17 protein-coding genes are annotated in these 19,225 nt (G+C 66.3%); 12 read left to right on the plus strand and 5 right to left on the minus strand.

Features of this window, described 5'->3' with window-relative positions; genetic code table 11:
- The first annotated feature begins 8 nt into the window (after positions 1-8).
- On the plus strand, positions 9-1,028 hold the full coding sequence (locus VGN82_RS00100) for an NAD-dependent epimerase (protein ID WP_327524936.1): 1,020 nt from the start codon (positions 9-11) through the stop codon (positions 1,026-1,028).
- Positions 1,029-1,081: 53 nt separating this feature from the next.
- On the opposite strand, the gene VGN82_RS00105 is transcribed toward VGN82_RS00100, so the two are convergent.
- Complete coding sequence (locus VGN82_RS00105) at positions 1,082-1,801, minus strand: ribonuclease activity regulator RraA (protein ID WP_327524937.1); 720 nt, start codon at positions 1,799-1,801, stop codon at positions 1,082-1,084.
- Between the two features lie 140 nt (positions 1,802-1,941).
- Positions 1,942-2,916 carry a Bug family tripartite tricarboxylate transporter substrate binding protein gene (locus VGN82_RS00110; RefSeq protein WP_327524938.1) on the minus strand — a complete coding sequence of 325 codons (975 nt, stop codon included), beginning with the start codon at positions 2,914-2,916 and terminating at the stop codon, positions 1,942-1,944.
- Between the two features lie 217 nt (positions 2,917-3,133).
- Here VGN82_RS00110 and VGN82_RS00115 point away from each other — a divergent pair, with 217 nt between their 5' ends.
- From VGN82_RS00115 to VGN82_RS00130, 4 genes are all read left to right on the plus strand, one after another.
- Entirely contained in the window at positions 3,134-3,841 is a 708-nt protein-coding gene (locus tag VGN82_RS00115) for a GntR family transcriptional regulator (protein ID WP_327524939.1), read from the plus strand.
- A complete protein-coding gene (locus VGN82_RS00120; RefSeq protein WP_327524940.1) occupies positions 3,831-4,748 on the plus strand; it encodes a dihydrodipicolinate synthase family protein in 918 nt (305 codons plus the stop codon). The genes VGN82_RS00115 and VGN82_RS00120 overlap by 11 nt, the downstream gene beginning before the upstream one ends.
- A 139-nt stretch (positions 4,749-4,887) precedes the next feature.
- Complete coding sequence (gene araD, locus VGN82_RS00125) at positions 4,888-6,621, plus strand: L-arabinonate dehydratase (RefSeq protein WP_327524941.1); 1,734 nt, start codon at positions 4,888-4,890, stop codon at positions 6,619-6,621.
- Positions 6,622-6,766: 145 nt separating this feature from the next.
- Positions 6,767-7,513, plus strand: coding sequence for an FkbM family methyltransferase (locus tag VGN82_RS00130; protein ID WP_327524942.1), 747 nt, complete (start codon positions 6,767-6,769; stop codon positions 7,511-7,513).
- A gap of 39 nt (positions 7,514-7,552) precedes the next feature.
- On the opposite strand, the gene VGN82_RS00135 is transcribed toward VGN82_RS00130, so the two are convergent.
- Positions 7,553-8,302: an aspartate/glutamate racemase family protein gene (locus tag VGN82_RS00135; protein WP_327524943.1), complete on the minus strand. Its 750-nt coding sequence runs from the start codon at positions 8,300-8,302 to the stop codon at positions 7,553-7,555.
- A gap of 186 nt (positions 8,303-8,488) precedes the next feature.
- On the opposite strand from VGN82_RS00135, the gene VGN82_RS00140 reads away from it, so the two are divergent.
- The 3 genes from VGN82_RS00140 to VGN82_RS00150 all read left to right on the plus strand — a co-directional run bounded on the left by VGN82_RS00140 (position 8,489) and on the right by VGN82_RS00150 (position 11,491).
- Positions 8,489-9,211, plus strand: coding sequence for a helix-turn-helix domain-containing protein (locus tag VGN82_RS00140; protein ID WP_327524944.1), 723 nt, complete (start codon positions 8,489-8,491; stop codon positions 9,209-9,211).
- A gap of 100 nt (positions 9,212-9,311) precedes the next feature.
- Positions 9,312-9,686, plus strand: coding sequence for a VanZ family protein (locus tag VGN82_RS00145; protein WP_327524945.1), 375 nt, complete (start codon positions 9,312-9,314; stop codon positions 9,684-9,686).
- A gap of 350 nt (positions 9,687-10,036) precedes the next feature.
- The gene (locus VGN82_RS00150) at positions 10,037-11,491 is read left to right on the plus strand and encodes an undecaprenyl-phosphate glucose phosphotransferase (RefSeq protein ID WP_327524946.1); all 1,455 of its coding nucleotides are present in this window, start codon (positions 10,037-10,039) and stop codon (positions 11,489-11,491) included.
- A 98-nt stretch (positions 11,492-11,589) separates the two neighbouring features.
- Here the strand turns inward: VGN82_RS00150 and VGN82_RS00155 are convergent, their stop codons facing one another.
- A complete protein-coding gene (locus tag VGN82_RS00155; protein WP_327524947.1) occupies positions 11,590-12,936 on the minus strand; it encodes a UDP-glucose dehydrogenase family protein in 1,347 nt (448 codons plus the stop codon).
- Positions 12,937-13,086: 150 nt separating this feature from the next.
- Positions 13,087-14,103: a LacI family DNA-binding transcriptional regulator gene (locus tag VGN82_RS00160; RefSeq protein WP_327524948.1), complete on the minus strand. Its 1,017-nt coding sequence runs from the start codon at positions 14,101-14,103 to the stop codon at positions 13,087-13,089.
- 159 nt (positions 14,104-14,262) lie between these two features.
- Between VGN82_RS00160 and VGN82_RS00165 the strand changes: the two genes are divergently transcribed.
- The 4 genes from VGN82_RS00165 to VGN82_RS00180 all read left to right on the plus strand — a co-directional run bounded on the left by VGN82_RS00165 (position 14,263) and on the right by VGN82_RS00180 (position 19,222).
- The gene (locus tag VGN82_RS00165; RefSeq protein ID WP_327524949.1) at positions 14,263-15,279 is read left to right on the plus strand and encodes a TRAP transporter substrate-binding protein; all 1,017 of its coding nucleotides are present in this window, start codon (positions 14,263-14,265) and stop codon (positions 15,277-15,279) included.
- 79 nt (positions 15,280-15,358) lie between these two features.
- Positions 15,359-17,224, plus strand: a complete 1,866-nt coding sequence (locus VGN82_RS00170; protein WP_327524978.1) for a TRAP transporter large permease — start codon at positions 15,359-15,361, stop codon at positions 17,222-17,224.
- 34 nt (positions 17,225-17,258) lie between these two features.
- A complete protein-coding gene (locus VGN82_RS00175; protein ID WP_327524950.1) occupies positions 17,259-17,813 on the plus strand; it encodes a VOC family protein in 555 nt (184 codons plus the stop codon).
- Positions 17,814-17,932: 119 nt separating this feature from the next.
- Positions 17,933-19,222 carry a ribulose-bisphosphate carboxylase large subunit family protein gene (locus VGN82_RS00180; RefSeq protein WP_327524951.1) on the plus strand — a complete coding sequence of 430 codons (1,290 nt, stop codon included), beginning with the start codon at positions 17,933-17,935 and terminating at the stop codon, positions 19,220-19,222.
- The last annotated feature ends 3 nt before the right edge of the window (positions 19,223-19,225 follow it).

Genomic DNA, 19,225 nt, shown 5'->3' on the forward strand with positions numbered 1-19,225 from the left:
CTGACGCCATGGTTTCAGCACAACGCGTGCTTCTGACGGGAGCCGCCGGTTTTGTCGGCTTTCATGTAACTGAAGCGCTGCTGGCCAAGGGCAGCCAGGTTCTCGGCATCGACAACCTGACCCCCTATTACGATCCGGCGCTGAAACAGGCCCGCCTCGAGCGGCTGCTGCCGCGCAATGGCTTCAGTTTTGAGCCGATCGACATCGCCGACTACGACGCGCTTCAGGCCGCCTTCGCCGCCTTCAGGCCAGAGGTCGTCATCCATCTCGCGGCACAGGCCGGCGTGCGCTACTCGCTCGACAATCCGCGCGCCTATGCCCATTCCAATCTCGACGGCTTCCTATCGGTGCTGGAAGCCTGCCGGCATAGCCCGGTCGCGCACCTCGTCTATGCCTCGTCGAGCTCGGTCTATGGCGCCAATGCCAAGGTGCCGTTCAGCGAGCATGACGGCGCCGACCACCCGGTCTCGCTCTATGCCGCGACCAAGCGCGCCAACGAGCTGATGGCGCACAGCTATTCCCAGCTCTACGGCATTCCGGCGACCGGCCTGCGCTTCTTCACCGTCTACGGCCCCTGGGGCCGGCCGGACATGGCCTATTTCAAGTTCACCAAGGCGATCCTCGAAGGCAAGCCGATCGACGTCTATGCCGAAGGCGAGATGAGTCGCGACTTCACCTATGTCGACGACATCAGCGAGGCGATCGTCAGGCTGGCTGCCCTGCCGCCGGAGTCCGCCGCCGCAAACTCCGGGCAAGCGGCCGACCCTGCGACGGCCGCCGCCCCCTGGCGCATTTACAATATCGGCAACCACACGCCGGTGCGGCTCGACCGCTTCATCGCGGTGATCGAGGCTGCCTGCGGCAAGGCCGCGATCAAGCGCCACCTGCCGATGCAGCCCGGCGACGTGCGCGCGACCTATGCCGACGTCGCTGACCTGATGGCCCGCGTCGATTTCAGACCGGATACCCCGATCGAGGACGGCATCGCCCGCTTCGTCGCCTGGTATCGGGAGTTCTACCGGATCTAAGGCGCGTTCCGGGAAACGCGGAAGGCTGCGTCAGGCCGTCGCCAGAGTAGCGCTTACGACCAACTGGGCCGCCATTTCGCGAACTCGGCCTTGGTCTCCGCATTGGCCGGATAGAGACCGAAGATGCCCTGTCCGCCACGCACGCGCTCGGCGACGAAATCCTCATAGGCCGTCTGCTCATAGACTTCGGGCGCGATCTCGTTGGCGATGTGAGCGGGGATGACGCAGACGCCCTCGCCGTCGCCGACGATGATGTCGCCCGGATAGACCGCGACATCGCCGCAGGCGATCGGCGCGTTGATGTCGAGCGCGTGATGCCGGATCAGGTTGGTCGGGGCGCTCGGCCGGTTGTGATAGGCCGGCATCGCCATGCCCGCGATTTCAGGACTGTCGCGGAATCCGCCGTCGGTGACGATACCGGCGACGCCGCGCTGCATCAGACGCGAGACGAGAATGCCGCCCGCCGAGGCCGCGCGCGGATCCTTGCGGCTGTCGATCACCATGACATGGCCGGGCGGGCAGTCCTCGACCGCGCGCCGCTGCGGATGCTGCGTGCCTTCGAACGTGCCGAGATGATCCAGATCTTCGCGAGCGGGAATGTAGCGCAGCGTGAAGGCCTCGCCGACCATGCTCTCGGATTTCTGGCCGAGCGGCCGCACGTCCTGGATGAACTGGTTCCGGAAGCCGCGCTTGAACAGGGCCGTCGTCAGCGTGGCGGTCGAGACGCGCTTGAGTTTCTTGCGGTTTTCGTCGGTGAGGGCAGTCGATGTCATGGTGGGAGCGTCCGATCGTCGTTACGCGGCGAGCATGGGATAGGCGTCACTCTCGGGCCAGGTCCGAGAATCTCGTGACCAGAGATCTCCGGTTTCCGTCATGGCCGGGTCGGGCCCGACCATGACGGTGTCGACGTCGATCACTCGATGCGGACATTCGCCTTCTGCGCCACCTCGGCCCAGCGCTTGGTCTCGGCGGCAATGTAGGCAGTGAATTCGGCCTGGTTCGAGCCGACAGGATCGACGCCCAGCTTCTTCAGCTGCTCGATGACCGCCGGCTCGCGCATGATCGCCTGCGTCTCGGCCGAGAGCTTGGCGACGATGTCCTTCGGCACGCCGGCCGGCGCGAAGAAGCCGTGCCAGGAGGCGGCCGCATAGCCCGGGATGAACTCGGCCAGCGCCGGCAGATCCTTGGCGACCGCCAGGCGCTGCGGCGTCGCGGTCGCAAGCGCCCGGATCTTGCCGGCTTCGACATGCGGCCAGGCGATGGTGATGTTGTCGAAGGTGATCTGGATCTGCCCCGAGAGCAGGTCCTGCGTCACCTGTCCGCTCGAGCGGTAGGGCACATGCACCATGTCGGTGCCGGTATCGACCTTGAACAGCTCGGCCGCCATATGCGTCGAGGTGCCGGCTCCGGACGAGCCGAAGGAATACTTGCCGGGGTTCTTCTTCAGGAGTTCGATCAGTTCCGGCACCGTCTTGGCCGGCAGGTCGAGATTGACCATCAGGATGTTCGGGACGCTGGCGACCTGCGAGATCGGCGCGAAGTCCTTGATGTGGTCATAGGGCATCTTGGCGTAGACGCCGGGGTTGATCGCATGGGACGAGACGGTCCCCATCGTCAGGGTATAGCCGTCCGGCGCTGCGCGCGCGACCGATGCCGCACCGGTGTTACCGCCGGCACCGACCCGGTTCTCGACGATGAACTTGCCGCCGAGCCGCGCACTCAACCGATCGGCCAGGATGCGGCCGAGCAGGTCGGTGGTGCCACCGGCTGCGAACGGCACGACGATCGTGACCACCTTGCTGCCCGGATAATCGGACTGCGCCAGCGCCGGAGCGGCCAGCACCGTCAACGACGCGGCTGCGGCCAGCATTGTTCTGCGATTCAGCATTGTTTCTCCTCCCAAGGAATCCGCGCCGGATGGCGCCGGTTTGCATGCGCCGTCACGCAGCGCTTGGCCGATCGAATAGCACATGATTCCAGATTTGAAATCTGAAATTTCAGCCTTGCCGACGCGTCGCGTTTGTGGTCAAGGTCAGCCTGAAGCGGTTAGATGACCGCCCGAGAGGCACGCCGGATGCGGGCCTCGCTCGTCGTTTTGAAAGCCGATGTCTGTGCAGCAGCTCGCCATCGAACCCGTTGCCCCGCAATTGCTGCGCTCGCTGCGCGAGCACGTGCACGAGCGTCTGCGCCAGGCGATCGTCGCCGGCCGGTTCCGCAGCGGCGAGCGCCTGAACGAGCGCACCTTGGCGGAGATGCTCGGCGTCAGCACCACGCCGGTGAAGGACGCCATCCGGATGCTGGAGAGCGAGGGCCTCGTCCGCACCGAGGCGCGCCGCGGCGTTTTCGTCGAATTCTCGGCCCGCCAGGCGCTTGAGATGGCGCTCGGCCGGGCCGCTCTGGAAAGCGTGATGGCCCACATCGCCGCTAACCGATTGACCGAGACCGATCTCGCCGAGCTCGGCAGGATGATCGAAGCCATGGACCGCGCCACCAGCCATGGCGAGCTCGAGGAGCTGGTCTCGCTCAACGAGACCTACCACGGCGCGATCCACCGGATCTCCGGCTGCAGCTATCTCGAGCGTCGGCTCGACGGCCAGCGCATGTATGACCACGCCCAGCGGCTCGCCCTGCTCTCCGAGCCGGCCGAGCGCGGCCAGGGCTTCGAGGAACATCGCGCGATTTTCGAGGCGCTCAAGGCGCGGGAACCCGCGCTCGCGGAACAACGGATGCGCCGCCACATCGTCCGCTCGGCGAAAGCCCATGTGCGGCAGGTGTTCGGCGCCGATGCGGAAGGGTTGGACTATGACGAATGACAAGATCCGTGGCGCTTTGCGCGGCATTTCCGGCGTGCATGTCACCGCCTGGAAAGCCGATGGCGAGGCCGATTGGGCTGTGACCGGCAAGATTGTCGCCCGCATCGCGCAGGCCGGCATTCACAACATCGTCTCCGCCGGAAACACCGGCGAGTTCTACCCGATGACGACGGACGAGGTCGTGCGCAGCCACGCGGTTGCGGCCGAAGCCGCCGCCGGCAAGGCGCTGGTCACGGCCGGCATCGGCCGCTCGCTGCGGGAAGCCGTCTCGACCGGCAAGCTCGCGGCCAAGGCCGGCTGCGATGCGGTGATGGTGCATCACCCGCTCGACCCCTTCGCCGCGCCGCAATCCCAGGCCGATTACATCATCGCCATCGCCGAGGCACTGACGATCCCACTCGTCGCCTATATCCGCTCCGACGCCATCGGCGTGAAGGATCTCGTCCGCGTCGCCACGCACCCGAATGTCGCGGGCGTCAAATTCGCCTCGAGCAATATGATGCTGCTGGCCGAGTGCGTCCGCGCGACGCAAGGGACGTCCGCCAACTGGATCTGCGGATTGGCTGAAGGCTGGGCTGCGCCCTTCTACGCGCTGGGCGCGCGCGGCTTCACCTCCGGGCTGATCAATGTCGCGCCGGAGCGCTCGCTCGCCGTCTGGAACGCCCTCGAAAAGGGCGACTACGCCGCAGCCCGCGTCGAGGTCGACGCAATCGCCGGCTTCGAGACGCTGCGCACGAAATACGGCAACGGCGCCAATGTCACCGTGGTCAAGGAAGCGCTCGGCCTGCTCGGCACGCATGTCGGCCCGGTGCGCCTGCCCGGCCTGCCGGAGCTCAACGAGGCCGAACGCGCCGAACTGCGTGCCATCGTATCGGGCTGGGGCGCGGCGAAAGCGGCAGCAGAGTAGGACACGTCATTCTCGGGTGAGGCCAGACGGAAGGCCCGAGAACCCCACGACCGAAGGGTGCTGGTTCCCGAAATGGCCGGGCGGAGCCCGGCCATGACCCCAGCGCCGGTTAGAACGACAAGAATTCGAGGAAACGCCTATGTCGTCCCATCCCCGCAAGACGCCCGACACGCTGCGCTCGAAGCGCTGGTTCGGCGCCAGCGACCTGCGCTCCTTCGGGCATCGGTCGCGAGCGCTGCAGATGGGCTTTGCCCATGACGAGTTCATGGGCAAGCCGGTGATCGGCGTCATCAACACCTGGTCCGAGATCAACCCCTGCCACACCCATTTGCGCGACCGTGCCGATGCGGTGAAGCGGGCCGTCTGGGCGGCTGGCGGCTTCCCGGTCGAGATCCCGGTAATGTCCGCGTCGGAGCAGTACCAGAAGCCGACGACGATGCTCTACCGCAACTTCCTGGCGATGGAGACGGAGGAATCGATCCGGTCGCATCCGCTCGACGGCGCTGTGCTGCTCGGCGGCTGCGACAAGTCCACACCCGCGCTCATCATGGGAGCCTGCAGCGCCGGCCTGCCTTTCATCTACGTGCCGGCCGGGCCGATGCTGCGCGGCAACTGGGCAGGCAAGGTCCTGGGCTCCGGCGCCGACGTCTGGAAGTACTGGGCCGAGAAGGAAGCCGGCAACATCACGGATGACCAGTGGAAGGACATGGAGAGCGGCATCGCCCGTTCGCATGGCACCTGCATGGTGATGGGAACGGCGGCGACGATGATGAGCCATGCCGAGGTGCTGGGCCTGACCCTGCCCGGCGCCTCCGCCATTCCGGCCGCGGACGCAGCCCATCCGCGCATGGCCGCAGCGAGCGGCAAGCGCATCGTCGAGATGGTTTGGGAAGACCTCACGCCCGATCGCATTCTCACCCGCAAGAGCTTCGAGAACGCGCTGACCGTGCACATGGCGGTTGCCGGCTCGACCAACGCCATCATCCACCTGATCGCCATGGCCGGCCGCGCCGGCGTCTCGCTGACGCCGGACGATTTCGACGCCTTCTCGCGCAAGGTGCCGGTGATCGCGAACCTGCGTCCCTCAGGCGATTTCCTGATGGAGGACTTCTTCTATGCCGGCGGGCTTCCGGCGCTGCTGAAGCAGCTCGAGAGCAAGCTCCACACCGACGCGATGACCGTGACCGGCAAGCCGCTCGCCGAGACGATCGCGCTCGCGCAGGTCTATAACGACGACGTCATCCGCCCGCTCGACAACGCCGTGACCACCGCCAACGGGCTGGCCGTCCTCAAGGGCAACATCGCGCCCGATGGCTGCGTGATCAAGCCGTCGGCCGCCGAGCCACGCCTGCTCAAGCACTCCGGCCCGGCGCTGGTCTTCGAAGATTACGATGCGATGATGAAGGCGGTGAACGACGAGACCCTCGACGTCACCTCCGACCACGTCATGGTGCTGAAGAACTGCGGCCCGGTCGGCGGCCCCGGCATGCCCGAATGGGGCATGATGCCGATCCCCAAGAAACTGCTGAAGCAGGGCGTGCGCGACATGCTGCGGATTTCGGACGCGCGCATGTCCGGCACCAGCTACGGCGCCTGCGTGCTCCATGTCGCGCCCGAGGCCTATATCAAGGGCCCGCTGGCGGCGGTGAAGACCGGCGACGTCATTACGGTCGACGTCGAGGCGCGCAGCATCTCGGTCGGCCTCACCGAGGCCGAGATCGCAGAGCGCCTGAAGAGCTGGACACCGCCGAACCGCGACTATCCGCGTGGCTGGGGCAAGATGTCCGCCGCCCATATCCGCCAGGCCGACAAGGGCTGCGACTTCGACTATCTCGAAGGCACGGCGAAGATCCCCGAGCCAGAGATTCATTGAGGTTGCTCACTTGCCTCCGCGGGGCGTGCGATCCGCGCCGTCATCCCGGACAAGCCGCCAGCGGCGCCGATCCGGGATGACGCGCTGGTTCCGCCGGAGCCTCGTTTGACCTACGCTGTGGTCCCGCACCAGCGAGACGCACATCGTGCCGCCAGCCACTCCCTCGCCCCGGCTCTCATGGCAGGCCGCCTTCGACGCGCCGACCAATTCCCAGATCGAGCAGGAGCGCTGGGTGCTGGCCATGTGCCTGGGCCGGCGCAGCGGTCGCTTCGCGGAGATCGGCGCCTTCGACGGCGTGCTCCACAGCAACACCTATTTCCTTGAAACTGATCACGGCTGGAGCGGCGTGCTGGTCGAGCCGAACCCGATCCTGTTCGAGAAGCTGGCGGCCAACCGCCGCGCGGCCTGCCTGGAGCGCGCCGTGCATCGCGAGGGCGGGCAATTCCTCTCCTTCGTCGCATCGCAGGAGATCGGCACCCTCGCCGAATATGCCGAAGCCGACGGCCATGCCGAGCACCGCCGCCGGGCGATCAGTGAGAATGGCCTGATTACCGTCGAAACCGTCACCTTCGACGGGATGGATGCCGCCGACGGCCGCCCCGGCAGCGGCTTCGACTATGTCTCGCTCGACACAGAGGGCTCCGAACTCGACATCCTCAGGACGATCGACCTCGCCCGGCACAAGATCGCGCTCTTCACCATCGAGCACAATTTCACCGAGCCCCGCCGCGAAACGATGCGCGTCCTGCTCTCGGAGGCCGGCTACGACAGGCTGAATGTCGGCTTCGACGACTGGTATTGGCACGAGGGCCATCTGCGCGAGCGCAATGGCGGGGCGCTGCCAGACATCGCCGCCATCAGCCAGCATGTGAAGAGCATCTATCGGGACTGAAGCGCCTCGGCTTCACCCGAGCCCGACCGAGCTTCGATCCTAGCCGAAGACGCGAGGCCGCAGGCCCGCGTGAAACCAGGTGATCATCGAATAGATGTCGTAGACCGGCAGCCCCGTAGCCGCCTGCACGGCCGCCGCATAGGGCGGCATGTTCGTGCATTCCAGAACGATCGCCCCGACATCCGGGTTGCGCGCGACGAGGTCGAGCGCCGCATCGACGACATCGCGCTCGGCCAGGTCGACATCCATGTCGTCCTTTTCCGCCTTGATCAGCACGCGGAAGAACTCGGCGCCGTTCTCGGTGCCGGTCACCGGCGTGTCGAGCGGTACGCCCGCGCCCTCGAGATGCGCGGGCGTCAGCGTCCCGGCCGAGACCGTGACAAGCCCGACGCGCTTGCCCGGCGGCAGCGTCGCCTGCACCCACGGCACCTGCATCAGCGAAGACGTCGCGACCGGCACGCCAACCGCAGCTGCAAGCTCGCGCTGGAACAGCGAGAGGAAGCCGCAATTCGTGGTGATGGCCTCCGCGCCGAGGCGGACGAGATCCTGCGCCGCCGCGATGAAGTCCGGCAGCAGCCCGGCAGCCCCCTTGAGGACGACCTTGTCGGGGCTGGCGCCGCCGACGACCCGGTACAGCACCGGGAACGGCCAGGTCGCGCCATTGCCCATGTCGCCGAGGATGCGCGGGAACCGTGCCTCCAGCATCAGGATGCCCAGCGGTGCGCCATAGATCGCCTTTCCGCCGCGAGCGATGCGCCTGCTCCGGGGTGTGACAGCGCTGATCGTCATGGATGATTCCCCAGAGTTCTCGGTCCATCAGAGGTAGCGCGGTCCTGCCGGGGGCGCCAACAGGGAATGGCCGATCGATCGATGCCGCACCGCAATAGGAGAGGTGACCAACCCCCTGTAACCGGCTATGCAACCAATGGGGTCATCTCCGCGACCGGTCATCGCGGCAGCCCGCGAGGACGACGCGTGGATCGCAATCTGACACGAGGCCATGACGACGCCCTGGTCGGGCAGGGCTGCCTGGCCTGCGGAACCCGATCCTTCAGCGTTTGCGCTGCCCTTTCGGCCGAAGAACTGGAGTTGCTGCACGGCCTGGCGAGCCCGGTCCGCTTTGACCCGAAAGAGCCGCTGCTGGTGCAGGGGCAATCCGCGCCGACGGTCTACAACATCACCTCGGGCACGGTGCGACTCTACATCCTGCTGCCGGACGGGCGCCGGCAGATCGTCGGCTTCGCCCTACCGGGCGACTTCATCGGCCTGTCGATGCGGGAGACGGCCAGCATCTCCGCCGATGCGCTCGATTCGGTCACGGCCTGCGCCTTCTCGCGCATGACCTATTCCGCTCTCGCCAATTCGAAGCCGTTCCTGCTGCGACGGCTGCACGACACGGCGAACCAGGAACTCGCGCTGGCGCAGGAGCAGATGATGCTGCTCGGCCGCCGCAGCGCCGAGGAGAAAGTCGTCTGCTTTCTCCTCGCGATGCAGCGCCGCTGGGCCAGGATCGGCTTGGCCTCGGTGACCGTGCCGCTGCCGATGGGCCGGCAGGACATCGCCGACTTCCTCGGTCTGACCATCGAAACGGTCAGCCGGACGCTGACGCGGCTGGCCCGTGACCGCGTCATCCTGATCGTCCCGGACGGTGTCAGGCTGGTGAAGGGCGACCATATGGCCATGATCGCCGCGGCATGAGAGCGCCCCCACAGCAGATCCGATTCCTGGCCGTGCAGGCTCCGGGGCCTCTGCCCGGCCTCTCGCGTGCCGGGCGGGCCGACGAAGCGAGACACCGCGCGTGAATCCCCTGGAAACGACCCTCCGGAGGATCGCCGCCGTCCTCGGCTGGAGTGCGGTGCTTGCCATTGCCTTCGCCACGTTGGCGCCGATCGGAAGCCGACCGCATGTTTCGGCGACCGGCCCCGACGTCGAACGCTTCCTCGCTTTCCTTCTCCTGTCCGGCACCTTGTCCCTGGCCTATCCGAAACGGTTCGGCCTCATCCTTGTACTGACGATCGGCCTCGTGATCGGCCTCGAGGCTGCCCAGAGTCTGGAGCCGACGCGTCACGGCAGGCCTCATGATGCCGTCATCAAGATCTTTGGCGCCGTGGCCGGCGTCGCCCTCGGCATCCTCGCCGACAGATTCGCACGCAGTCTGCTCCGGGCTCGCTGAAGCGAAGGCCTCCGAGCCCGGAACCCGCCTCTCGGCAAAGGCGCGGCACGAAAAAAAGCCTGCAAAGTCGGGCCGCAAGCGCCGTCTGGGCTAATCGGTCAGGCCGGGCCGGCCTGTTCCAGAATGGAACGCCGGCCCGGAGCGACGTTCCCACAGCCCGACATATCCACCCTGATCCGCCGCGCATGACGGCGGTTTCGCCAGGAATTTGCCGATTTGGAGCATGTCGCGGCGGCACCACGCTTGCGATCGACCTCCCGAAGGCGTCCTGCATCGGCCCGTTGTTCCGGAGTGAGGCGCCCAAGACTGCGCGGGCCAAAACTGCGCGTTTCGGGAGCGATCGAGCCGAAATGAGCGTCAACGAACTGAACTTCGCAGCGGTCGCGGGAGCCGAGGGCCGTGCCAATGCGTGGCGGCATTGGCTGTGGCTGGTCACCGCGGCGACGGACGGGCTGGTCGTGACGGTGACGGTCGGGCTGGTCTCGTTCGCCTACCACCTGTCGGCCTACGGCGGCGTTCCCGATGACCAGATCACGATCGAGCTGGCGTTGATGCTGGCCTCCATCTTCGTGTTCATCAACGCCATGCGTGGCCGCTACCAGCTCGCGAACTATCTCTCGACGAAGGGCCAGATCGCCTCGGCCTTCTCGGTCTGGAATGTGACGCTGATCGCCTTCGTCGCCATCCTCTTCCTGGCCAAGATCGTCGACCACTACTCCCGCGCCGTGATCATCGCGAGTTATCTCGCCGGCATTCCGGTCATCGCCCTGACGCGTTCGGCCATGGTCCGCACCATCTCCATCGCCAGCAAGACCGGGCGCATCACCAGCGAGCGTGTCTTCCTGATCGGCCGCGAGCCGGATGTGATGTCGTTCGTCTCGCGCCACCAGCCCTGGAATGTCGGCTTCGCCATCGTCGATGTCGCCTTCCTGCGCAGCAACGACGCGCGCCGCATCAACGATCCGGCCGCGGCCCTCGCCGCCGATCTCGCCAGCGCCGTCGCGACCTGCCGGGCGAAGCAGCCGGATGCCGTCTTCATCGCCCTGCCCTGGTCGGACCAGGAGACGATCGACGCCTGCGTCGATGCCTTCATGAACCTGCCTGTCGCGATCCACCTGACACCCGAGAAGATCATGGATCGCTTCGCGACGCCCCATATCGTCCGCACAGGCAGCCTCTCGAGCCTGCGCCTGACGCGATCGCCGCTGAGCCTCGGCGAGATCGCGCTGAAGCGCAGCTTCGACGTCCTCGCGGCCTCGCTGATCCTCATCCTGTCGGCACCGCTCCTGTTGGCCATCGCGGCCCTCATCCGGCTCGACTCGCCCGGCCCGGTGCTGTTTCGGCAGCGCCGCTACGGTTTCAACCAGCAGGCGTTCCGCATCTTCAAGTTCCGGACCATGACGACCACGGATGACGGCAACGTCATCGTCCAGGCGACGCGTCACGACCCGCGCATCACCCGCATCGGGCGCATTCTGAGGCGTTACAATCTCGACGAGTTGCCGCAATTGCTCAATGTCATCGCCGGGCAGATGTCACTGGTCGGGCCTCGCCCCCACGCGCTCGCCCACGATCGCGAATTCGAGCGCAAGATCGCGCTCTATGCGCGGCGCCACAACGTTCGGCCCGGGATCACCGGCTGGGCGCAGGTCAACGGCCTGCGCGGCGAAACCGACACCAACGAGAAGATGGCGAAGCGCGTAGCCTTCGACCACTGGTACATCGACAACTGGTCGTTCTGGTTCGACATCGCGATCCTGCTGCGGACCGTCCTCAGCAAGAAGGCACTCTTGAACGCGCGCTGAGCCTCACAGGACCCACCGCGAGCCAAAGCCGTGCCGCGTCGGCGCAAAGACGCGGCTCGCTCCGTCGCTGCGGGGCGCGACAACGGAAGCGCCCAGGCTCAGGCGGCGTCCGCCTTCGACTTGGGTTCGGCCTTCGCGACCCCGCGGCCAATGTCGAAATAGGTGAAGCCCTTGGCGCGAACCTGCTCGGCTCGGTAGACGTTGCGCAGATCCACCAGAACCGGCTCCGCCATCGCAGCCTTCACGCGGTCCAGATCGAGCGCGCGGAAGATGTTCCACTCGGTCACGATGACCGCTGCATCGGCTCCCGTCACGCATTCATAGGTGTCCGAGCAATAGGTCACCTCGGGGGGCAGCACCGCCTTGGCTTGTTCCATGCCCTCGGGATCAAAGGCCCGGATCGTGGCCCCGCCATCCTGAAGTGCCGTCACGATCGCGAGCGACGGCGCATCGCGCATATCGTCCGTGTTCGGCTTGAAGGTCAGTCCCAGCACCGCGATCGTCTTGCCACGGACCGAGCCGCCGCAGGCGGCCACGACCTTTCGCGCCATGGCACGCTTGCGCTGGTCGTTCACCGACACGACCATCTCGACGATGCGCGACGGCGTGCCATGATCCTGCGCCGTCTTGATCAGCGCCAGCGTATCCTTCGGGAAGCAGGAACCGCCGTAACCCGGCCCCGCATGTAGGAATTTGCCGCCGATGCGGTTGTCCAGACCCATGCCGCGCGCGACATCCTGGACGTTGGCGCCGACCTGTTCGCACAGATCCGCCATCTCGTTGATGAAGGTGATCTTCGTCGCCAGGAAGGCATTCGCGGCATATTTGGTGAGCTCGGCCGTCCGCCGGGTCGTGTTCAGGATCGGCGCGCTGTTCAGATAGAGCGGCCGATAGACATCGGCCATCACCGCCTGCGCCCGCACATCCTCGGTGCCGATCACGATCCTGTCCGGGCGCTTGAAGTCCTCGATCGCCGCGCCCTCGCGGAGGAACTCCGGATTCGACACCACGGCGAACTGCGCATCGGGGCGCAGCTCACGCACGATGCGCTCGACCTCGTCACCGGTGCCGACCGGCACGGTCGATTTGGTGACGATGACGGTGTAGCCATCGAGCGCCTGCGCAATCTCGCGCGCAGCGGCGTAAACATAGGACAGATCGGCGAACCCGTCGCCGCGACGCGACGGCGTACCGACCGCGATGAACACCGCATCGGCCTTGGCCACAGGCCCGGCCAGGTCGGTCGTAAAAGCGAGCCGTCCCGCCTCGGCATTGCTCCGCACGAGGTCCGACAGGCCGGGCTCGAAGATCGGGATCTCGCCCTTCTTCAGCGCGGCGATCTTGCTTTCCTGCTTGTCGACGCAAACGACATCATGCCCGAAATCCGCGAAGCAGGCGCCGGAAACCAGCCCGACATAACCTGAACCGACCATGACAATCTTCATCGGATACTCTCCAAGGTCGCCCTATCGGCAGATTTGACCGGCCGCATCGGCAAGCCGATCCTCGCGAGGTGGTCTGAGCGCTCCGGTCCTCATAAAGCGCCCGGCGTCGTCGCGCCAATCATTAAACCGTCGCAAGGGGCCGCCGTGGGATCAGGGCAGGTTCTCGCGCAGCACGATCTCGGTCCGCGGCCGCTCCACCCCTTGAGACGCCGGCCGGCCGGCGCGCAGATTGGCGAAGATCGAGACGCAGTCCATCATCGCGGCCTGCGGGTTCTGGGTGATGACCGCATCCATCGCGCCCTCGATCAGCAGGCTGCGCGTATCCGGTGTCAGGCCATGGCCGACGACGACGACCTCATGCTGCCGCCCCGCCTCCTTGAGCGCCCGCGCGATGCCCTCGGGGCCGCCGCCGATGTTGTAGATGCCCGCGAGGTCCGGGTGTTGGGCCAGAAGCGTCTTGGTCTGGCGGTAGTTCCTGGCCTCCTCGTCATGGCCTTCTCGCAATCCGACAACCTGGATCGCCGGAAACAGATCCTCGAACAGGTGCAGGAAGCCCATCTCGCGTTCCTCATGGGCGCGATAGCTCAGGCTGCCGGCGATCATCGCGACCTTGGCCGGCCTCTGGCCTATGAACCGCGCCAACAGATAGCCGGCCGTGCGCCCGGCCGAACGGTTGTCGAGTCCGACATAGGCGACGCGCTTCGTATTCGCGATGTCGGAGATCAGCGTCACGGTCGGCACACCGCGCTCGGCCAGCCAATCGACCGCCTCCCGCACCGTCGGATGCTCGAGCGCCATGAAGGCGACGCCGTCGACGTCACGGCCGACCTTCTTCAGCTGTTGCGCCAGAAGCTCCGGCTTGAAGCTCTCGATGTAGTCGACCCGCGCCCGCATGTTGAACGAGGCGAGCTGCTCCTGCGAACCGGCGATCAGCCGGCCCAGCATCGCCAGGAAGCGGTTGCTGCCCGCCGGCAGCAGGAAAGCGAGCCGCATCGGCTTCAGCGCGCTTGCCGGCTGCGTGCCGTCGATGACATAGCCGATCTCGCTGGCCGCCTTTAGCACTCGCTGGACCGTGACCGCACGCACGCCAGACCGACCGTTCAGCACCCGGTCGACCGTCGCGGTCGAGACTCCGGCACGCTCGGCGACGTCATCGATCCGCGTCAAGCGGCGACGCCTCGGCAGGTTTTCCGATTCATCCAGCATCATTCAAAAACCATCAAAAACCATCAGAAATTGAGTTTGACGCCCATCATGCCGACTTCCTATCGTTTGGGGAAGAACACCGCAAACAATCAGATCGCTGAGCGATCCAGGGAGGTAGAGATGACTGAATTGACGCGCCGCAAGGTCCTGCGCACGCTTGCCGCATCGTCCGCGATCCCGCTGATCGGCATGCCGCACATCGCCCGCGCGGCCGAGATCGAGCTGAAATACGGCAACAACCTGCCGCTCAGCCATCCCCTCAACATCCGGGCTCACGAGGCGGCCGAGCGCGTCGCCAAGGAAACCAACGGCCGGGTCGAGATCAAGATCTTCCCGAACAACCAGCTCGGCGGCGACACCGACATGCTGAGCCAGGTCCGCAATGGCGGCATCACCTTCTTCACGCCCTCGGCGCTGGTCATCGCGACGCTGGTGCCGGTGGCCGCCATCAATGCGGTCGGCTTCGCCTTCGCCGATTACGACCAGGTCTGGAAAGCGATGGACGGCAAGCTCGGCGCCCATGTCCGCGAGGCGATCTCCAAGGTGAACCTCTTCGCCTTCGAGAAGATGTGGGACAACGGCTTCCGCCAGATGACGACCTCGGGCAAGCCGATCGAGCAGGCCAAGGACATGTCTGGCCTCAAGATCCGCGTGCCGGTCTCGCCGCTTTCGATTTCGATGTTCAAGGCGCTCGACGCCGCCCCGGCGAGCCTCCAGTTCTCCGAGGTCTATTCCGCCCTGCAGACCAAGGTGGTCGACGCGCAGGAGAATCCGCTGCCCATTATCCAGGTCGCCAAGCTGTTCGAGGTGCAGAAGAACTGCGCCATCTCGAACCACATCTGGGACGGCTTCTGGTTCATCGCCAATGGCCGCGCCTGGCGTGGCCTTCCCGCCGACATCCAGAAGATCGTCGGCGACGCGATCAACGATGCCGGCGTCAAGCAGCGCGGCGACATCAAGGCCCTGAACGAAACCGTCCAGGCCGACCTCCAGTCCAAGGGTCTCGCCTTCAACAAGACGAACCCTGACTCGTTCCGCGCCAAGCTCCGCGAGGCCGGCTTCTACAAGGAGTGGCAGGAGCGCTTCGGCGCCGAGGCCTGGGGCCTGCTCGAAGGCGCCGTCGGCAAGCTCGCTTGAGGCAACCGGCGGGCCTAGAAGGGCGCGAAGACCAAGATCACGAAAAGGCGCCGCTGCCATGGCCCCCCATACCGCTACCATGCATGACGCACCGCCGATCCCGACCACCGGGATCGGCCTGATCGCGAACCGGCTCGACCACGTGGTCGGCACCGCCGTCGAGGCGATCGCCGCAACCCTCGTCCTCGTCGAGATCTGCATCCTCGCGGCGGGCGTCACCGCCCGCTACGTTTTCCACGCCCCCCTCGTCTGGTCGGACGAGCTGGCCTCGATCCTGTTCCTTTGGCTCTCGATGCTGGGCGCCGTCGTCGCGCTCCGGCGCGGCGAGCATATGCGCATGACCGGCCTGGTCTCGCGTGTCTCGCCCCAGACCCGCGCGCTGCTCGAAGTGCTCGCGATCACTGCCGCGATCGCGTTCCTGTTGCTCATTCTGCCCCATGCGCTCGAATATGCCGAGGAGGAACTCTTCATCGTCACACCGGCGCTGGAGATTACCAATGCCTGGCGCGCGGCAGCGATTCCCGTCGGGGTCGGCCTGATGCTGCTGGCGGCGACCTTCAGGCTGCTGCGCTGCGGCTCGCTTCGCACGGCCCTGACCGCGATCGCGATCACCGCGGGGCTCGTCGCGCTGTTCTGGCTGGCGGGGCCCGTCCTCAAGCCGCTCGGCAAGCTCAACCTGATCGTCTTCTTCGTCGGCGTCGTCGCGCTCAACGTCTTCTCCGGGGTGCCGATCGCCTTCTCCTTCGCGCTCGCCACCTTCGGCTATCTCGCCTGCACCACGACGACGCCGCTGATCGTCATGGTCGGCCGGCTCGACGAGGGCATGAGCCATCTCATCCTGCTCGCCGTGCCGCTTTTCATCTTCCTCGGTGCGCTGATCGAGATGACCGGCATGGCCAAGGCGATGATCCAGTTCCTGGCCTCGCTGCTCGGCCATGTCCGTGGCGGCCTCTCCTACGTGCTGATCGGCGCGATGTATCTCGTCTCCGGGATCTCGGGCTCGAAGATCGCCGACATGGCGGCCATTGCCCCGATTCTGTTCCCCGAGATGACGAAGCGCGGCGCCGAGCCCGGCGACCTCGTCGCCCTGCTCTCGGCTACCGGCGCGCAGACCGAAACGATCCCGCCCTCGATCGTGCTGATCACCATCGGCTCCGTCACCGGCGTCTCGATCGCGGCACTGTTCACCGGCGGCATGCTGCCGGCGCTCGTGCTCGGCATTGCGCTCTGCTTCGTCGTCTGGTGGCGCTATCGGGCTGAGGATCTCAGCCAGGCCGTCCGCTATTCCTGGCGCCAGATCGGCAGGCTCTGCCTGATCGCGTTGCCGGCCATCGCCCTGCCCTTCGTCATCCGCGCCGCCGTCGTCGAGGGCGTGGCGACCGCGACCGAGGTTTCGACCATCGGCATCGCCTATTCGGTGGTGGCTGGCCTCCTGCTCTATCGCCAGTTCGACTGGCGCCGCCTTCCCCGCATGCTCGCCGACACGGCGTCCCTCACCGGAGCGATCATCTTCATCGTCGGCTGCGCGACCGCGATGGCCTGGGGCCTGACGCAATCCGGCTTCTCGCAGGATCTCGCCCGCGTCATGGCCACCGTGCCCGGCGGAACCTGGGGCTTCCTCGGCATCTCCATCGTTGCCTTCATCATCCTGGGCAGCGTGCTCGAGGGCATTCCGGCGATCGTGCTGTTCGGCCCCCTGCTGTTCCCGATCGCCAAGCAGGTCGGCGTGCACGAGGTCCATTATGCGATGGTCGTGATCTTCGCGATGGGCATCGGGCTCTTCGCCCCGCCCTTCGGCGTCGGCTACTACGGCGCCTGCGCGATCAGCAAGGTCAATCCCGACGACGGCCTGAAGCATATCGGCGGCTACATGCTCGCCCTGTTCCTGGGCCTCATCCTCGTCGCGGCCGTGCCGTGGATCTCCATCGGCTTCCTGAAATCCTGACCACTCGGCAACCGACAATCACAAGGGTATCCCCATGAGCCGCTTCTTCGGCCAGATCCGCCAGGCGGGCTATGTCGTCTCCGATATCGAGGAGGCGATGGACTATTGGAGCCGCGTCCTCGGCGTCGGCCCGTTCTTCTACAACCCGAAAGTCCCGATCAAAAACTATCGCTACAAGGGCGAGGCCTACGAGCCGCACAACTCGGTCGCGCTGGCCAATTCCGGCCCTCTCCAGATCGAGCTGATCCAGTGCCGCAACGCCGTGCCGTCCATGTACAAGGACTTCACCGATGCGGGCCTCACCGGCCTCCAGCACGTCGCCTATTGGACCTCGGACTACGACGCCGATCTCGAACGGCTGACGGCTCAGGGCTTCAAGGTTGTGATGTCCGGCGAGGTCGGTGAGCGTGGCCGCTTCTGCTATTTCGACACGCACTACCACCCCGGCACGGTGATCGAGCTCTCCGAGGTCGCCGGTGCCAAGGGCGAGATGTTCCGCCTGATCCGCGAGGCCGCCGAGACCTGGGACGGCAGCGATCCCGTGCGTCCCTTCCCGGACCTGAGCAAGCTCGCCGCCGCGGCGGGCTAAAGCCTTCTGGCATGCAGCCGTCATGGTCGGGCCTGCCCCGCCCCTCTCGCAAACCAGTGCGCTCTGGTCCTGAGATGCTCGGGTCAAAGCCCGAGCATGACGCCCTGAAAGGCAGTCCGATGACCCACGACCGCTTTGAAGCCACCTATCTGATTGAAACGCCGCTCGACCCCGCCAAGGTCGCGGAGGTGATGGCGGGCGAGCAGTCGAGCGGAACCTTCACCCGCGTCGCCGGGGAGACCGACGAGTTGCGCAGCCGCACCCGCGCCGTCGTGACGACGGTCGAGGAACTCGAAGCCGCGGCCTCACCCAGCTTGCCCAATGCCTGGCTGGCGAAGAAGGGGATCTCCGGCCCGTGGCGCCGCGCGCGCGTGGCGATCTCGTTTCCGGTCGACAATGTCGGCGCCAACCTCGCGACGCTGGCCTCGATCGTCGCCGGCAACCTCTATGATCTCGGCGAGGTCACCGGGCTTCGGCTCGACACCATCACCCTGCCGGCCTCCTTCCGCAGGCGCTTCCAGATACCGCGCCAGGGCATTGCCGGCACCCGCACGCTGACCGGCGTGATGGAAGGGCCGATGGTCGGCTCGATCATCAAGCCCAATGTCGGCCTGAGCCCGCAGGAGACCGCGGCTCTCGTCGCCAGGCTCTGCGAGGCTGGCCTCGACTTCATCAAGGACGACGAGATTTCGGCCGACCCCGTCCATGCCCCGCTGGCCCAGCGCGTGCCGGCCGTGATGGAGGCCGTCCGGCGCCATCAGGACCGCACCGGCAAGGCGGTGATGATCGCTTTCAACATCACCGACGAGACCGACGCGATGAAGCGCCACGCCGATCTGGTGGCGCGCGAAGGCGGCACCTGCGTCATGGCGAGCCTGAACTGGTGCGGCTTCTCGGCGATCGAGACGCTGCGGCGTGCGACCGATCTCGCCCTGCATGGCCACCGCAACGGCTACGGCGCGCTCTCGCGCCACCCGCAGCTCGGCATCTCCTTCCAGGCCTATCAGACGCTCTGGCGCCTTGCCGGCGTCGACCACATGCATGTCCACGGATTGCAGGGGAAATTCGCGCAGGAGGATGAGGAGGTTGTCACCTCGGCGAAGGACTGCGTCACGCCGCTGAGCCAAGGCCTAGTCGAGCAAGGCATTGACGATCGCGTCTTGCCGGCCTTCTCCTCCGGCCAGTGGGCAGGGACGGCGCAACCGACCTGGGATGCGACCGGCCATGCCGACCTGCTCTTCATGGCCGGCGGCGGCATTCTCGCCCATCCCGGCGGACCAGCGGCCGGTGTCGCCAGTATCCGCCAAGCCTGGGAAGCGGTCGCCGCAGGCCAGTCGCTGGCGGATGCCGCGGCGACCCAGCCGGAACTGCAGCAGGCTCTCGACTTCTTCGGCAAAGTCACCGGGTGACGC

It is taken from the genome of Allobosea sp. (assembly GCF_035999205.1).
Lineage (GTDB): Bacteria > Pseudomonadota > Alphaproteobacteria > Rhizobiales > Beijerinckiaceae > Allobosea.

What these genes read in the sequence shown, in the direction of transcription:
- VGN82_RS00100 (WP_327524936.1), top strand. Translation starts at nt 9, where the DNA reads ATGGTTTCAGCACAACGCGTGCTTCTGACGGGAGCCGCCGGTTTTGTC.
- VGN82_RS00110 (WP_327524938.1), bottom strand. Translation starts at nt 2,916, where the DNA reads ATGCTGAATCGCAGAACAATGCTGGCCGCAGCCGCGTCGTTGACGGTG.
- VGN82_RS00120 (WP_327524940.1), top strand. Translation starts at nt 3,831, where the DNA reads ATGACGAATGACAAGATCCGTGGCGCTTTGCGCGGCATTTCCGGCGTG.
- VGN82_RS00180 (WP_327524951.1), top strand. Translation starts at nt 17,933, where the DNA reads ATGACCCACGACCGCTTTGAAGCCACCTATCTGATTGAAACGCCGCTC.
- VGN82_RS00165 (WP_327524949.1), top strand. Translation starts at nt 14,263, where the DNA reads ATGACTGAATTGACGCGCCGCAAGGTCCTGCGCACGCTTGCCGCATCG.
- VGN82_RS00150 (WP_327524946.1), top strand. Translation starts at nt 10,037, where the DNA reads ATGAGCGTCAACGAACTGAACTTCGCAGCGGTCGCGGGAGCCGAGGGC.
- VGN82_RS00135 (WP_327524943.1), bottom strand. Translation starts at nt 8,302, where the DNA reads ATGACGATCAGCGCTGTCACACCCCGGAGCAGGCGCATCGCTCGCGGC.
- VGN82_RS00170 (WP_327524978.1), top strand. Translation starts at nt 15,359, where the DNA reads ATGCATGACGCACCGCCGATCCCGACCACCGGGATCGGCCTGATCGCG.
- VGN82_RS00175 (WP_327524950.1), top strand. Translation starts at nt 17,259, where the DNA reads ATGAGCCGCTTCTTCGGCCAGATCCGCCAGGCGGGCTATGTCGTCTCC.
- araD (WP_327524941.1), top strand. Translation starts at nt 4,888, where the DNA reads ATGTCGTCCCATCCCCGCAAGACGCCCGACACGCTGCGCTCGAAGCGC.
- VGN82_RS00115 (WP_327524939.1), top strand. Translation starts at nt 3,134, where the DNA reads ATGTCTGTGCAGCAGCTCGCCATCGAACCCGTTGCCCCGCAATTGCTG.
- VGN82_RS00155 (WP_327524947.1), bottom strand. Translation starts at nt 12,936, where the DNA reads ATGAAGATTGTCATGGTCGGTTCAGGTTATGTCGGGCTGGTTTCCGGC.
- VGN82_RS00105 (WP_327524937.1), bottom strand. Translation starts at nt 1,801, where the DNA reads ATGACATCGACTGCCCTCACCGACGAAAACCGCAAGAAACTCAAGCGC.